Genomic DNA, 13,859 nt, shown 5'->3' with positions numbered 1-13,859 from the left:
CCGGGTGCTTCCCAAGCCTATGGCGCGGGTTCGATTCCCGTCATCCGCTCCATAGCAAAGCCCCAGGTCGGCGACCTGGGGCTTGTCTGTTGTCCGGATCTCTCTTGGCACCGTGCCATTCACGTGGCATAAGCGCTGTAACGGGGTGGCAGTTCGCACCCCGAGCCGCAGAGCCATGCGCCGTGTGGGGTCTGCTCCTCGCTGGAGCTCTGGGGTCAGTGCGGTTCGATCAGGCCGTGCTGGTAGGCGAGGGCGACCAGGTGGGCACGGTCACGGGCGTCGAGTTTGCTCAGCGCGCGGCTGACGTGGGTCTTGGTCGTGGCCGGGCTGATGACGAGCTCGCGGGTGATCTCCTCGTTGCTCATGCCCTGCGCAACAAGCGCCACGACCTCGCGTTCGCGGGTGGTGAGCTGGGCGAAGACGTCGCCGTTGACCGAGGCGGCGGGCTTGGTCATCCGGGCGATGAGGCGTCGGGTCAGGCCGGGGGACAGCAGCTCCTCGCCGCCCGCGACGACCCGGACACCGTGCAGGAGCTGGGCCGGATCGGTGTTCTTGAGCAGGAACCCGCTCGCGCCGGCGTTCAGGCCCTCGATGGCGTAGTGGTCCTCGTCGAAGGTGGTGAGGATGAGGATGCGTACGGCGGCGAGCGCCGGATCCGCGACGATCCGCCGGATGCCCTCGATGCCGTCCACGCCGGGCATCTGGACGTCCATCAGCACGACGTCGGGGCGGGTGGTGCGGGTGAGTTCGGCCGCGCTCGCCCCGTCGCCCGCCTCGCCGACCACCGTCATGTCGGGTTCGCTGTCGATGAGCACCCGGAACCCGCCCCGCACGAGGGCCTGGTCGTCGACGATGAGTACCTTGATCACGCTCTGTCCTTTCGGCTGGGCCTGACGGGCAACTCGCACCGCACCTCGAATCCCCCGTCCGCCGTCCGAGCCGCCGTGAGCGTGCCGCCCAGCTTCTCCGCCCGCGCCCGCATGCCCTCGATACCGTTGCCGCCGACGGTCGTGGACCCGCCGCCGGGCCTTCCGTCGTCGCGTACGACGATGCGCAGCCGCTCGCCGTAGGTCAGTTCGATCGCTACCCGGGTGGCGTCGTGCGCGTGCCGGCGTACATTGGTCAGGGACTCCTGGATGATCCGGTACGCGGCGAGATCCACCGCGACCGGGATGGTCCGGTCCTCGCCGCCGAGCAACAGCTCGACCTCCACCCCTGTGGTGTCGAGCAGCTTGTCGAGCCGGGCCAGGCCGCCCGTGGCGGTGCGCAGATTCTCCGAGCGCATCGCGCCGAGCACGACCTGCACCTCGGCGAGCCCTTCGTCGCTGATCCGCTTGATGGTGTTCAGTGCCTCGGCGGCCTGCTCCGGCCTGCGTCGCATCACATGGACGGCGACCCCGGCCTGCACGCTGATCGCCGCCATCGTGTGGCCGAAGACATCGTGCAGTTCGCGGGCGATCTCCAGGCGCTCCTCGGCTGCCTGCCGGCGGGCCTGGTCGGAGCGGGCCTCGGCGAACCGCTCCGCCCAGTCGCGCGCACCCTGCGCGAACGCCCGGTGCGAGTGCACAGCCGTGCCGAGCGCGGTGGCGGCGGCCACCAGGGGGACGGCGTTGAACACCTGGTCCGCCAACCAGCCGCCGCTCAGCGCGAACCGGACGGTCAGCACCGTGCACACGGTGGTCAGCGTCCCGCCCGCCAGCCCCGTCTTCCAGCCGCGGCCGGCCGCGAGTGTGTAGCAGCCGATCAGCGGGGCAAGGGTGATGAGTCTGCCGTGGTAGTCGAGATGGAACCAGGCGAAGGTGACCGCGTTGACCACCACGAGGCACCCTACGGGGGAACGCCTCCGCAGAGCGGTCGCACCACCCGCCACGACGGCGAGGGCGACGGCCCCCCAACCCAGCGGACCGGACGGACCAGGAGGGCCCAGCTCCAGTAGGCCTCCGGCGAGGACGACGAGCACCAGCCCGGCCCCCACCGCGGCGTCACCCGCTCGTGACACGTCCCCGCCCCCCTACCCCTGCACCGTGACCAGGTCGCGCATCCCCTGTGCCGCGAACATCCTCCCACTGTCCAGGTCGCGGACCCAGGTCACCAACGCGTAGGCACCGGAGGGCAGTTCCGTCTCCAGGACCGCCGACCGGCCGGGGGACAGCGGTACGACGCCGGTCGGGCCTCCGGCGAACGGCCACCCACCAGGGTCGCGCCCCGCGTCGACGGCCTCGAAGAACGCGTCCAGGTCGGCGAGCGTGGTTCCGGGGCGGACGGGCATCAGCATTGCCTCGTTGTACTGCCGCGAGCGGTTGACCACCCGCACCGCACCGCTCAGCACGTCGGGCGCGTCGAAGCGGCCGTCGCGCAGCGTGATGCGGGACGTGGGGTCGGCGGCCGGAGGACGGAACGACGGCGCCGGCCGTCCGGGCAGGACCGTCACGCGGCGCACCCGTTCGGCGAGATCCGGCAGTTCCACGTCCCGGAAGTCGACCAAGTGGTACGTGCCGGGCGTAACGTTCAGGGTCACCGCCGCGGGAGCGTGTGCCACCGCCGACCCGCCCAGCATCTCCGCGTCCCGGGTGACGGCCCGGCCGCCCGCGACGGGGTCGTCGCCCATGGCTCGGCGCAGATCGGCGAGATACGTCTCCAGGCGCACACCGGGGCGGAGCCGTACGAGCCCGATCCAGGCGCCCGCCGGGTCGGTGGACCGGACGCGGAAGGTGACCGCGCCGGGCCGCAGCGCGGACGGGGCCGTGAAGCCCTCGGAGGTGACAGAGATGTCCACGTCCTGGGGAGCGGCGGAGGAGTGATTGATCGTCAGGGGGACGGGGGCCGGTGCCGCGTGGGCCGCGAGGGCCGGCGAGAGGAGAGAACAGGCGAGCGAGCCGGCGAGGACCGCAGTGAGAAGGTGTCGATTCATGGATGTCAGCCTGCCGAGCGGTCCGCCGTCGACGCGTCGGCCGGGTGGCGGCACCCTCTCCGTACCGCTGAAGGATGACGCTACCGCCCCGGGTGTACACCGTGGTTGCCGTCCCGGGCCGACGTTTTCGCCCGATGACTCGCGCAGGATTCCGGGCCATGAGACGACGCAGCTTCCTGGCCCTGACCGGACTCGCGGGACTGGCGCTGGCCGGGTGCGCCGGCGCGGAGGGGAACGAGGGCACCCTCGCGTTCCGCAACCCGTTGCGCATCCCGCCGGTCCTCGATCCCGAGCCCGGCCCCGACGGGGTGAAGCGCTTCGCGCTGCGCCTGCGGGAGGGACGCACCGAACTGCTGCCCGGCAAGCCCGCCAGGACCTGGGGCATCAACGGCGACCACCTGGGCCCCACCCTCCGCGCCCGGCGCGGCGACCGCGTTGCGATGAGCGTGACGAACGCACTGGCCGAGGCCAGCACCCTGCACTGGCACGGCATGCGCCTTCCCGCGGCGATGGACGGCGGCCCGCACCAGATGGTGGAGCCGGGCGCCACCTGGTCCCCGGAGTGGACCGTCGACCAGCCCGCCGCCACCACCTGGTATCACCCCCACCCGCACGGCAGGACCGCCGTCCACGTCTACCGGGGTCTCGCCGGGATGTTCCTCCTCGACGACGAGGCCGGCGACGCCGCCGGGTTGCCCCGTACGTACGGAACGGACGACATCCCGCTGATCATCCAGGACCGGAAGTTCACGGAGGCCGGCGAACTGGACGAGGACTTCGGCGGCACGTTCGGCCTGCTCGGCGACGACGTCCTGATCAACGGCACCTACGACCCGTACTTCCGGGTGACGACGAGCCGAGTGCGGTTCCGGATGCTCAACGGCTCCAACGCGCACGTCTTCACCGTCGGTTTCGCGGACGACCGGGAGTTCCACGTCGTGGCGAGCGACGCCGGACTGCTCTCCCGGCCGGTCGCCGTGCGCCGGCTCCGGATCAGCCCCGGCGAACGTTTCGAGATCGTCGCCTCCTTCGAGCCCGGTGAACAGGTTCTGCTCAAAAGCTTCCCCGGCGCGGACGAGATCGAGGACGGCGGCTACGACCTGCTGAAACTGACGGCCGCCCCGCGGCTCGCCCCTTCCGCCTCGCTCCCCGCCCGGCTCGCCGCGCTCGCCCCGCCCGCCGTGGGGGAGCGGACTCGTACCTTCAAGCTGTACGGCTCGCACATCAACGGCGAGCCCATGGACATGGCCCGGATAGACGAGGTGGTACCGGCAGGCGCCCGCGAGGTGTGGGAGCTGGACAACATCACCTTCTCCCACAACTTCCACATCCACGAGGTCGTCTTCCGGATCCTCGACATCGACGGAGACCAGCCGCCGGGGCACCTGCGCGGCCCGAAGGACACCGTCTACGTCCCCGGCAAGACGAAGGTCCGGATGGCTGTGGAGTTCGGCCGCCACACCGATCCGAAGACCCCGTACATGTACCACTGCCACATCCTCAAACACGAGGACAAGGGAATGATGGGCCAGTTCGTCCTCGTCCCCCCGGGAACCGAGGACACCACCCCGCGCCGCCTGGACCTGAGCCGCCATGCCGGCCATCACTGACCGACGCGCCACCAACCCTGATCTACGACTGCCGATCATGAGGAAACCCACCGGCCGCCGCCTTTGGTCGTGCCGGATCCGGGGGGGCTCACCGAGCCTCGTGAGCAGTTCCGTCGTGCGGGCCGCCTAGTGGCGTCGGCCAGAACTGCCACGCCCAGGCCGCGCATCGCCCAACAGTCCGCCACACCCACCCTGCCTCACGCCACGTGGCCCTTCCGCGGTCCGTCATCGTCGCTTCTTGGGCTTCCCGGAATGGAACGGGCGGTCGGCAGCGATCCGGTCGATCGCCGGCAGCGTCCCGTCCAGGATCACGAACGCCTTGCGGGACGCGGTCTTGACCGCATGCGCCAGGTCCGGGGCGAGCCAGGCCAGGACCTCGACGGCCTCGGCGATGTATCGGTAGGCGGTGGTGGTGCCTACGCCAAAGCCGGCCGCAAACTGGGCATAGGAGTGCCCGCACCGCAGGTGGGCCAGGGCCAACAGGGCCTGGCGGCCCGTGTTCAGCCGCCGCCAGCGGGTGCCACGCTCGCGGCGATGGGCACGCAGCCGGGCGGACAGGAAGCGCTTCTGCCCTACGGGATGAGTGAGGGCCAGTCAGGTCGGAAGTCCCGTATGTATGATCGATTGCTCGTGCTCGTCCTGTGGATCCTGTGCGGTGTCCATGGCCGACGGCGCGATTCCGACCGTCAAGACACGGGGGTGGCGACGATGTCGTTCGAGGATGAGTGGTCCGCGGCCAAGGCGGCCGCTTCCATGAGACTGAACCAGGCCGGCGGTACGGACGGCTCAGCGCCCGCGAAGGGCTCGGCGGACTATGTCATCGAGGACGACGACCTGGGTGCGATCGGCCACGCCGCCTACGGCCTGTTCAACGGGCTCCAGGCGGGCGGGAAGCACGCCGGAGCGGCTTGCGAGACCGCGGCGAGCGGACTGAAGGGCGACGGCTTCGACGCGGGCGCGCCCCGAGCGAGGTCAACAAGACCTGGGAGACACAGGTCAGGACCCTGCTCCAGGCGTGTGCGCACATCTCCAACCACCTGAACTTCACCAAGAAGTCCGCGCAGGCCGACGACGACTGGATCGCGGCGCAGGTGCGCATCGTCGGCCCGGTCGCTCCCGGCGACGACGGAGCCTTGCCGGCGTCCAAGATCAGTCAGCTCTTCCGGTAAGGAGCCCTCATGCCCACGTTCGAGCAGCTCCTCAACGCCAAGCTGGGGCCGGCGCAGACCGCGGTCACCCAGTGGTCGGAGATGATCACCAAGCTGAACGCCCTCAAGACGGAGGCGTCGGCGATGAAGTCCAAGGCGGACAAGTCGACCTGGCGAGGTGAGAACGCCTCGGTGACGAAGGAATTCGTCACCAAGACGGCGAAGGAGTTCGGCGACGCGGTCACCGAGGCCGAGTCCGTCCGCGACCTCCTCCAGGACGCGCACACCCTGCTCAAGTCGGCCCAGGACGACCTGAAGGCGACGTACGAGAATCCTCCGCCGGGCATCACCATCTACCCCAACGGTGTGCTCAGCCACCGCGTCCACCCGGACCGCCGGTCGGCCGACAGCACGGAACCGGTGGCCACCGAGGCACAGTTCGAGGCACTGCGCGGCAAGATCGAGGGCATCCTGAAGCGTGCCGCCGAGGCGGACGAGCTGTGCGCCTGGGGCCTGCGCGCACTGATCAAGAACCATCCGAACGACTTCGGCAGCGTCGACCTCGGAGGAATTGCCGACGCGAAGAGGCTGCGTGAGGAGGAGAAGCAGCAGGCGGAGAACGGCCGGGAGGCCGCCAAGCTCTACGGCCGCTGGGAGCACCTCGATGACAAGGAGCGCGAGCGGCTGCTGAAGCTCGTGGAGGAAGGCCAGGGTTCGCCGGCGTTCTCCGCGGAGCTCATGACCAACCTCAGTTTCAACGGGCGGGAGCAGCAGGAGGCCGTACTCCTGCTGGCCAGCAGCCTGGAGCACGGTGGCCGCGACGGCCAGCTCTCCGCGACCGACGCCCGCCTCTACCGGGCGCTGTCCGGGAGCCTCGCCACCGCTACGGGACCCGATTCGCCGCTCGGGTCCCCCGGCGGCGTCACCTCCGCCTGGACCGACCGCCTCATCTCCGTGGCCCGCGACGGCAACGGCCTCCCGAACCGGCACCCCGGACAGCTGGGCGGTGGAGCGGCGGGGCTCAGCGCGCTGACCAAGCTGATGGCCGCGGACAACGACGGCCAGGTCTACGACCCGAACAAGGACCCGAACGAGAAGTCCTCGCCCTGGCAGAAGGACGAGGGAGACCCGGTGTACAGCGAGGCCTTCCTCACGGAGGTCGCCGACACCATCCGGGACTGGGAGACGCACACGGACGACCCGTACGGCGGCCACATGAAGAACTGGCAGGGCACGCAGGAGGACCCGATGAAGGGCCTGCTGAACGCCATGAGCCGCAACCCCTCCGCCTCGACCCACTACTTCGACCCGAACACCACCGACAACCTGAAGTACTTCCTGGACGACCGGAAGTGGCCCGGCGGCGACGTCGAGAGCAGGATGCCGGAGGAGCTCCAGCACAGCTCGGCCCGGGCCGAGCTCGGTCTCGCGCTCGAGGCCGCCGCCACCGGCCGCGCCCCCGGCTCGCCGATGCACCCGGTGCCCGCCCACCACGACGGCGCCGAGACCGCGATCTTCGAGCGGGTGATGGGCGAGTACACGAAGGAGCTCAGGACGAACCAGAGCGCCATCCCCGTCTCCATGAGGCTGCCGATGGCCGACATGATCGCCGACTACGGCTCCGACGTGCACCAGATCCTCGGCAAGAAGATGGATGGCCCGACCGACTTCAACCAGCTGGAGATCGACCGCGGCGACCTCACCCGGATCATCCGCTCCACGGCCGAGGACCCCAACGCCTTCAAGGCCATCCACGGCTCGCAGACCGCCGTGATCGGCGAGGGACTGTCACGCTTCCCGGAGGAGTCCTTCCGCAGGGAGGACCCGGAGCTGCGGGCCTGGGTCAAGCAGTCCGCGTCGGTGCTCGGCCACATCGACGGTGTCCGTGGCGACGTCATCTATGACCTGGGCCAGGCGGAGAAGGACGCCAACAACTGGAACAAGATGGTCAACTACCACGTCTACGGTGGGCTGCTGACTCCCATCCCGATCGTCGGTGACGGGGTTCAGCGCTCGATCGACTGGGGTCTGAGCGCGAACCTGAACGACCAGAACGCGAAGGTCGATGCCGCGACTCGCGAGAACATGATCAAGCACTACGACGAGGGTCAGAGGCAGCTGTACGGCATGCTGCGCGGGATGGCGACGCATCGCGGGCTCACGGAGACGGAGCTGGACGCGAGCCCTGGCGAGTTCGAGGACCACCTGCAGACGATCACCGAGCAGTGGTACCAGAACGGCATGGAAGACGCCGACAAGTCGATGGGTCAGTGACCGATGGACAAGAAGTGGTTGCCGCTGACCGTCGTGCTCGGCGTCGCCGGGACGGCGGTCGTGACGGCGAGCCTGTGGCCCGAGAAGGAGAAGCCGCCGCTGCCACAGACCCTGTGCCATGGTGCGCTCAGCCGACAGACGGCGGAGCGGATCGGCGACGCCAAGGGGGGCGTGGTCATCGCGGAGGAGTGGGTGAGCCCGGGCAAAGGCGACACCGCAGTATTCAAGGGGTGCGCCGTGGTACGAGCCAACCCCGACAGTGACGACCGCCGAGAGATCTTCAAACTGGTCATCACGGACGAGCGGCATGACCCCGGCTCCAGGAAGGACTCCGTCCCCCTCGGCCCCGGGTTCAAGGGTTGGGCGCTCCCCGAGGAGGCCAAGGCGTGGCTGCCCACAGGCTGCGCCGCCCGCATGGGCTCGACCGCCCCGTACCTCACCGTGTCCTTCATCGCTCCTTCGAGGAAGGGCGAGGAACAGAAGAAGGACCTCGTCGACCGCGACACCGCGATCCGCAACAGCGCGGCGATCGTCCGCGAGGCGGCCACGAACCTCGCGCGCCTCGCCGGCTGCGGGGGAACGTGAGCGAGGAGCCGGTCTTCGTCAGGAGTGGGTGGGGAAGCGGCCGGTACGTCTACAACCACCGCAATCCGATCGGTCGCGCGCTTATTGTCCTGGCGCCGCTCGTCGCGCTCGGCGTGCTGTACGGAGTGCGGGCCGAGTCGACGTGGAGCGAGGGCGAGCTTCGCGATGCCGTCCAGCAGGGCGTCGCGGACCTGGACGGCAAGGGGCACTACACAAGTCTCGCGGGCGACCGCGGCTTCCTGATCGCCGAGGCGATCCGGGAGACCGGCATCGGCCCCAGGTACGGCGTCGACACGCACAAGGAGGATGACGGCGGCTACACCGTCGGCACCGAGGACACCGACACCGAGTACTGCGTCCACGTCACCCTGACCGCGGACCCGGAGCCACCCGTGGTCTTTCCAGGAAGCGAGGACCTGCCGCCACCCGGCCCGGACATGCTCGCCTTCTACGTCTCCCACTCGACCTTCACTGAGGGCGCCTGCCGCTGACGCCGTCGCCCCCTGAGCTGTCAGGTCCGCAGCCGCTGCTTCGTGACCGTCGTCGCGAAGGGTGGCATCATCGTCGTCACCGGCAGGCCAGGGCGGTGGAGGCGTTCACCGAGCTGCACTGACGTTATTGTCGTGCGCTGGTGAGCCGGGAAGTCTGGTCGGCACTGTCTTCCGCCTGCCCCGAAAGAGCCCGGCCGTGCCCCTCAGCCTGATTCCGATCGCCCTGTTCGCCCTTGCCTTCCTGGCCTTCAACGTTTCCCTGTCAGTGCGGGTGGGACGGATGACCGAGCTGCCCCGGTGGCGCCGGGCCCTTCCCGCACTGCTGCTGTGCGCGGCGCTCGCGGCGAGCGCAGGTCGCGCCTGGGGAATCGCGGAAGTCGCCGAAGCCGTCGCGTTTCCGTTGAACGCGGCCACGGCGCTTCTCGGGATGTACGAGTTGGACCGGCAGCGCCGTCGGCGTCAGCGTTCGGGTGCGGTCGCATGAGCGTGGCGCAGAGCTGGGGGTTCCTCGTTGGTGGAGCGGTGTTCCTTCTCGCTCCGAGCGTCGCCGTGATCGCGGGCTGGCGGCCGTGCTTCCTGCGCGGTTCACGCGCGCCGGCGCCACTGCTCGGCCTCGTCGGTCTGTGCGTGTACACGGGGGTTCTGGTCGACGAAATCCCACGCGTGGCAGGCGCCTCTCCTGGCGTGCGTGCCACGTGTGCCTACATCGGACTGGGACTGATGGGCACGGCCGTCGGCCTGTTCGTCCTCTACGAGACCCTCGCCGGTTCGGACCGGCGAGGACGGAAGTGAGGGTGGGGCGGGAAATGAGAGACGACCACAGACCCGAGTACGTGTCGTTGCTCGCGGACGTGGCGGCCACCGGCCGACGCCTCACCAGGGACGAGATCGAACAGCGTCGGGAGGCGGGGGAGGAGGCCGCCCGCGAGGGGCGCGCTCTGCGAGAGCTGATCGGTGGCCACCTTGCCGCAGTCCGGTCGGCCTGGCCCGAGCAGCCCCTGACCCGTCGGACTGCCTTGGACCTGCTCGCCGCGGTCGAGCAGTCCGTCGACGCCTTCTCCGACGGGTTCGAACGGGCCCAGCGACTGGCCGTCCGCCAGGAGGAGGCCGAGCGTAGGGAGTTCATCGATGACTTGTTGTACGGTCGCAGCGACCTGGGCCGTACGGCCGAGCGCGCCGAACGCTTCGGCCTGAGCCTGTCCCAGGCCCACGCGGTCGCCGTCGCTCGCGGCCCCAAGGCGTACACCGAGGCGGACCCGGTTCCGCAGCAGGTGGAACGCGCCCTGATCGGGCGGTTCGGGGACCGGCACATCCTGCTCACCACGAAGGCCGGCAGGATGGTGTGCGTCGCCCCCGGTGACCAGCCCGAGGTGCTCGCCCACTTCGCCAAGCAGGCGTTCGCCGCCACCGGCGGCGGGCAGGCTGCCATCGGACGGCCCCAGCCGGGGCCCCGAGGCGTGGTGCACTCCTACGAGGAAGCCCTCGGCGCCCTCGACCTCGCCGACCGTCTCGGCCTCGACGCGCCCGTCCTGCACGCCATCGACCTCCTCGTCTACCCGGTCCTCACCCGGGACCGCCAGGCCATGGAGGACCTCGTCCGCAGCACCCTCGGCCCGCTGCGTTCGTCCCGCGGCGGCGCGGCACCACTCATCGACACTCTGACGGCCTACTTCGACAGCGGATGTGTGACGACGAAGACCGCTCAGGACCTCAACCTATCGGTTCGGGCAGTCAGTTACCGCTTGGAGCGCATCCATCGGCTGACCGGCACCGACCCCGCCGACCCCGCGAGCCGTTACACCCTCCAGACTGCAGTGATCGGTGCCCGCCTGCTCGGCTGGCCCGAGAAGGAGTTCTGAACGCGGACCCGGTGGCAGAGGACTCCCGCACGTCGTCCTGCACACGGCAGGCCGGGTGTGTCTCAGTAGCCTTGCCCTTTGCCAGAGGTGCAGGTCGGTTCCTGTGGGCCGAGGTCGTCCGGGTGGAGAGGCGCGTTCACTTCACGCGGAGTGGTACCTGGTGGGACGTACGCGTCGTTCGTATCAGCGGCCGCGACCTGCTCGTGCCCGGCGTTTTCACCAACCGTCGGGACGACGGGGAATTCGCTCGGAAGCTCGTGCTCATCGAGGAGTGTCTGAAGCGCGCGGCACGGTGTGAGGGTGTGGCTCGCCTTGCCGCAGACAGGAGTGCCTCGGCATTAAGGAGTCGTCAAGATTGCCGGGGTACGGCAATGCGACTCCTGCTGTCGGACCATCAGAATGGCCATGGCAACGGTAGCGCTCTGCCGTGGATGCCGGAGTGCGGAAGTGCTGCCGGTGAGGGGAGGCGGAATGGGCGAGTTCGTCGGAGCGGCCTTCGGTCTTCCCGGTCTGGTGCTGACCACCGCGCTCGTCGCCGCGGTCGGGTTCTGGGTGCTGGTGCTCTGTCGCGTCGTCGCCCCGGACACGTTCGACGCCGATGTGGACACCGAGTCGTTGGGGCTCGGTGACACTTCGGGCGCGACGGCGGCGTCCGTGGTCATCGGCGTTGCATGGGTGCTCCACCTGGTGGGTGTGGTGCTCCTCGGCCGAACAGGACTGTCCGGTTCCTGGTTCCTGCTGCTCTCCGTCCTGTTGCTTCCGACGGCGCTGACACTGTCTTGGCTGCTCGTCAGGCACCTGTTCGGGCGACGACAACGGACTTCGCCTTCCGATACGCACCAGAGTGCGGTCGGCAGGGCTCAGCACGACCAGGGTTCCGCGCGCACCGCCGTCTGAGCGGCTGCGTTTTCATTCTTCGATCGACACGGGGTTCTTCATGGATGCCATCACCTCGGGCATCGGCGTGCTCGTCGCCGTTGTCCTGCTCGCCGCCGTCGCGGTGCTGTTCATGGTCGGCAGATTGTTCCGCAAGGTGGAGCAGGGCAAGGCGCTGATCGTCTCCAGGATGCGGAGGGTCGACGTCACGTTCACCGGGCAAGTCGTCCTGCCCGTACTCCACAAGGCCGAGGTCATGGACATCTCGGTGAAGACCATCGAGATCTCGCGGACCGGCCGGGACGGCCTGATCTGCCGGGACAACATCCGCGCCGACATCCGCATCTCGTTCTTCGTCCGGGTCAACAAGACAGTCGAGGACGTCATCAAGGTCGCCCAGGCCATCGGCACCGCCCGCGCCAGCGACCAGGCCACGCTCCAGGAGCTGTTCAACGCGAAGTTCTCCGAGGCGTTGAAGTCCGTGGGCAAGCAGATGGACTTCACCGACCTCTACACCAAGCGTGAAGAACTCCGCTTCCGGATCATCGAGTTGATCGGCATCGACCTCAACGGCTACAGCCTGGAGGACGCCGCCATCGACTACCTGGAGCAGACCCCGCTCACCCAGCTCGACGCCGGCAACATCCTCGACGCCCAGGGCATCCGAAAGATCACCGAGCTGACCGCCGCCGAGAACGTGCGCACGAACGAGTTGCGGCAGCACGAGCAGAAGGAGATCACGCGGCAGAACGTGGATGCTCGCGAGGCCATCCTGGAGCTGGAACGCCGCCAGGCGGACGCCGAGATCAAGCAGCGCCGCGAGATCGAGACCGTCCGCGCTCGTGAGGAGGCCGAGACGGCCAAGGTCGTGGAGGAGGAGCGGCTGCGCGCCCAGAGCGCCTTCCTGCGGACCGAGGAGCAGCTCGGTGTCCAGCGCGAGAACCAGGCGCGCGAGGTCGTCGTCGCGCAGAAGAACCGTGAGCGGGTCATCGCGGTCGAGAACGAGCGGATCGAGAAGGACCGCCTTCTGGAGGTCATCGCCCGAGACCGGGAGACCGAATTGACCCGGATCGCCGCGGAGAAGGAGGTCGAGGCCCAGCGCCGGGACATCGCCGAGGTGATCCGGGAGCGGGTCGCCGTCGACCGGACGGTGGCGGAACAGGAGGAGTCCATCAAGCGGCTGCGGACCGTGGAGGAGGCCGAGCGGGAGCGGCAGGCGCTGGTCATCGCCGCCGAGGCCGAGGCCCAGGAGAAGCTCGTCAAGGACATCAAGGCGGCCGAGGCCGCCGAGCAGGCCGCGGTCCACCGGGCGGCCGAGGAACTGACCCTGGCCGAGGCCCGTCACAAGGCCGCCGAGATGGACGCCCGCGCCAAGATCCGGCTCGCCGAGGGCATCCAGGCCGAGGCTGCCGCCGAGGGACTCGCCGCCGTCCAGGTCCGCGAGAAGGAGGCCGACGCCATCGAGAAGTCCGGCCGCGCGGAGGCCGACGCCACCGAGGCACGGCTGCGTGCCGAGGCCGAGGGCCTGCGGGCCAAGGCGCTCGCCGAGGCCACCGCGATCGGGGAGAAGCTCAAGGCCGAGGCCGAGGGCCTCAACCAGAAGGCCATCGCCGTCGCCGCGTTCGACGAGGCGTCCCGCACCCACGAGGAGTACCGGCTGCGTCTGGAGGCGGAGAAGGACATCAGGCTCGCCGGACTCGACGTCCAGCGCCAGGTGGCCGAGGCGCAGGCCACCGTCCTGGCCACCGGGCTTGAGAACGCCGACATCAACATCGTCGGCGGAGAGTCCGTCTTCCTCGACCGGCTCGTGCAGTCCATCGCGCTCGGCAAGTCCGTCGACGGCTTCGTCGACCACTCCACGACGGCGCAGGCGCTTGCCGGCCCGTGGTTGGACGGGGAGGGCGCCTTCACCGAGGACCTGACGAAGGTGCTCGGCTCCCTGTCCAGCGCCGACGTGCAGAACCTGAGCGTCTCCGCGCTCCTCGCCAAGGTCATGAAGTCCGGCCTGCTGGACGCGCCCGCACCGGGCGCCCCATCGGCGGACAGCGTCGCACTGAACGGCGCGGCCACGAGCTGACCGCCCACGGGGGGTGCGGTCAGAACGG

13 protein-coding genes and 1 pseudogene are annotated in these 13,859 nt (G+C 69.5%); 10 read left to right on the top strand and 4 right to left on the bottom strand.

Annotated features, from left to right (window positions below):
• Window positions 1–215: 215 nt before the first annotated feature.
• Genes AB0E19_RS36395 through AB0E19_RS36385 form a run of 3 tightly spaced genes read right to left on the bottom strand, consistent with a single transcriptional unit; the run spans window position 216 to window position 2,911 of the window.
• Complete coding sequence (locus AB0E19_RS36395; RefSeq protein WP_362188760.1) at window positions 216–869, bottom strand: response regulator transcription factor; 654 nt, start codon at window positions 867–869, stop codon at window positions 216–218.
• Window positions 866–1,999, bottom strand: coding sequence for a sensor histidine kinase (locus tag AB0E19_RS36390; RefSeq protein WP_362188757.1), 1,134 nt, complete (start codon window positions 1,997–1,999; stop codon window positions 866–868). Before AB0E19_RS36390 ends, AB0E19_RS36395 begins: the two co-directional genes overlap by 4 nt.
• Window positions 2,000–2,011: 12 nt before the next feature.
• Complete coding sequence (locus AB0E19_RS36385; RefSeq protein WP_362188754.1) at window positions 2,012–2,911, bottom strand: hypothetical protein; 900 nt, start codon at window positions 2,909–2,911, stop codon at window positions 2,012–2,014.
• A gap of 158 nt (window positions 2,912–3,069) precedes the next feature.
• On the opposite strand from AB0E19_RS36385, the gene AB0E19_RS36380 reads away from it, so the two are divergent.
• On the top strand, window positions 3,070–4,521 hold the full coding sequence (locus AB0E19_RS36380) for a multicopper oxidase domain-containing protein (protein ID WP_362188751.1): 1,452 nt from the start codon (window positions 3,070–3,072) through the stop codon (window positions 4,519–4,521).
• A 234-nt stretch (window positions 4,522–4,755) separates the two neighbouring features.
• Here the strand turns inward: AB0E19_RS36380 and AB0E19_RS36375 are convergent.
• A pseudogene (locus AB0E19_RS36375) lies at window positions 4,756–5,115 on the bottom strand (transposase family protein); the annotation flags it as partial.
• A 314-nt stretch (window positions 5,116–5,429) separates the two neighbouring features.
• On the opposite strand from AB0E19_RS36375, the gene AB0E19_RS36370 reads away from it, so the two are divergent.
• The 9 genes from AB0E19_RS36370 to AB0E19_RS36330 all read left to right on the top strand — a co-directional run bounded on the left by AB0E19_RS36370 (window position 5,430) and on the right by AB0E19_RS36330 (window position 13,831).
• Complete coding sequence (locus AB0E19_RS36370; protein ID WP_362188748.1) at window positions 5,430–5,690, top strand: hypothetical protein; 261 nt, start codon at window positions 5,430–5,432, stop codon at window positions 5,688–5,690.
• Between the two features lie 9 nt (window positions 5,691–5,699).
• Window positions 5,700–7,943, top strand: a complete 2,244-nt coding sequence (locus AB0E19_RS36365; protein WP_362188745.1) for a DUF6571 family protein — start codon at window positions 5,700–5,702, stop codon at window positions 7,941–7,943.
• 3 nt (window positions 7,944–7,946) lie between these two features.
• Window positions 7,947–8,528, top strand: a complete 582-nt coding sequence (locus AB0E19_RS36360) for a hypothetical protein (RefSeq protein WP_362188742.1) — start codon at window positions 7,947–7,949, stop codon at window positions 8,526–8,528.
• Window positions 8,525–9,019: a hypothetical protein gene (locus tag AB0E19_RS36355; RefSeq protein WP_362188739.1), complete on the top strand. Its 495-nt coding sequence runs from the start codon at window positions 8,525–8,527 to the stop codon at window positions 9,017–9,019. Before AB0E19_RS36360 ends, AB0E19_RS36355 begins: the two co-directional genes overlap by 4 nt.
• 196 nt (window positions 9,020–9,215) lie before the next feature.
• Window positions 9,216–9,503 carry a hypothetical protein gene (locus AB0E19_RS36350; protein ID WP_362188736.1) on the top strand — a complete coding sequence of 96 codons (288 nt, stop codon included), beginning with the start codon at window positions 9,216–9,218 and terminating at the stop codon, window positions 9,501–9,503.
• On the top strand, window positions 9,500–9,811 hold the full coding sequence (locus AB0E19_RS36345) for a hypothetical protein (protein WP_362188733.1): 312 nt from the start codon (window positions 9,500–9,502) through the stop codon (window positions 9,809–9,811). Before AB0E19_RS36350 ends, AB0E19_RS36345 begins: the two co-directional genes overlap by 4 nt.
• Window positions 9,812–9,825: 14 nt before the next feature.
• On the top strand, window positions 9,826–10,878 hold the full coding sequence (locus tag AB0E19_RS36340; protein ID WP_362188730.1) for a helix-turn-helix domain-containing protein: 1,053 nt from the start codon (window positions 9,826–9,828) through the stop codon (window positions 10,876–10,878).
• 471 nt (window positions 10,879–11,349) lie between these two features.
• Entirely contained in the window at window positions 11,350–11,775 is a 426-nt protein-coding gene (locus tag AB0E19_RS36335) for a hypothetical protein (RefSeq protein ID WP_362188727.1), read from the top strand.
• A gap of 40 nt (window positions 11,776–11,815) precedes the next feature.
• On the top strand, window positions 11,816–13,831 hold the full coding sequence (locus tag AB0E19_RS36330; RefSeq protein WP_362188724.1) for a flotillin family protein: 2,016 nt from the start codon (window positions 11,816–11,818) through the stop codon (window positions 13,829–13,831).
• Window positions 13,832–13,859 lie beyond the last annotated feature (28 nt).

It is taken from the genome of Streptomyces sp. NPDC047974 (genome assembly GCF_040653375.1).
Taxonomy (GTDB): Bacteria; Actinomycetota; Actinomycetes; order Streptomycetales; family Streptomycetaceae; genus Streptomyces.
Note: the sequence above shows the minus strand (reverse complement) of the source record. Positions and strands in the feature narration are given on the sequence as shown.

Coding starts and splice junctions, on each gene's coding strand:
- AB0E19_RS36385 (WP_362188754.1), bottom strand. CDS start 2,911: ATGAATCGACACCTTCTCACTGCGGTCCTCGCCGGCTCGCTCGCCTGT.
- AB0E19_RS36380 (WP_362188751.1), top strand. CDS start 3,070: ATGAGACGACGCAGCTTCCTGGCCCTGACCGGACTCGCGGGACTGGCG.
- AB0E19_RS36365 (WP_362188745.1), top strand. CDS start 5,700: ATGCCCACGTTCGAGCAGCTCCTCAACGCCAAGCTGGGGCCGGCGCAG.
- AB0E19_RS36360 (WP_362188742.1), top strand. CDS start 7,947: ATGGACAAGAAGTGGTTGCCGCTGACCGTCGTGCTCGGCGTCGCCGGG.
- AB0E19_RS36345 (WP_362188733.1), top strand. CDS start 9,500: ATGAGCGTGGCGCAGAGCTGGGGGTTCCTCGTTGGTGGAGCGGTGTTC.
- AB0E19_RS36340 (WP_362188730.1), top strand. CDS start 9,826: ATGAGAGACGACCACAGACCCGAGTACGTGTCGTTGCTCGCGGACGTG.
- AB0E19_RS36335 (WP_362188727.1), top strand. CDS start 11,350: ATGGGCGAGTTCGTCGGAGCGGCCTTCGGTCTTCCCGGTCTGGTGCTG.
- AB0E19_RS36330 (WP_362188724.1), top strand. CDS start 11,816: ATGGATGCCATCACCTCGGGCATCGGCGTGCTCGTCGCCGTTGTCCTG.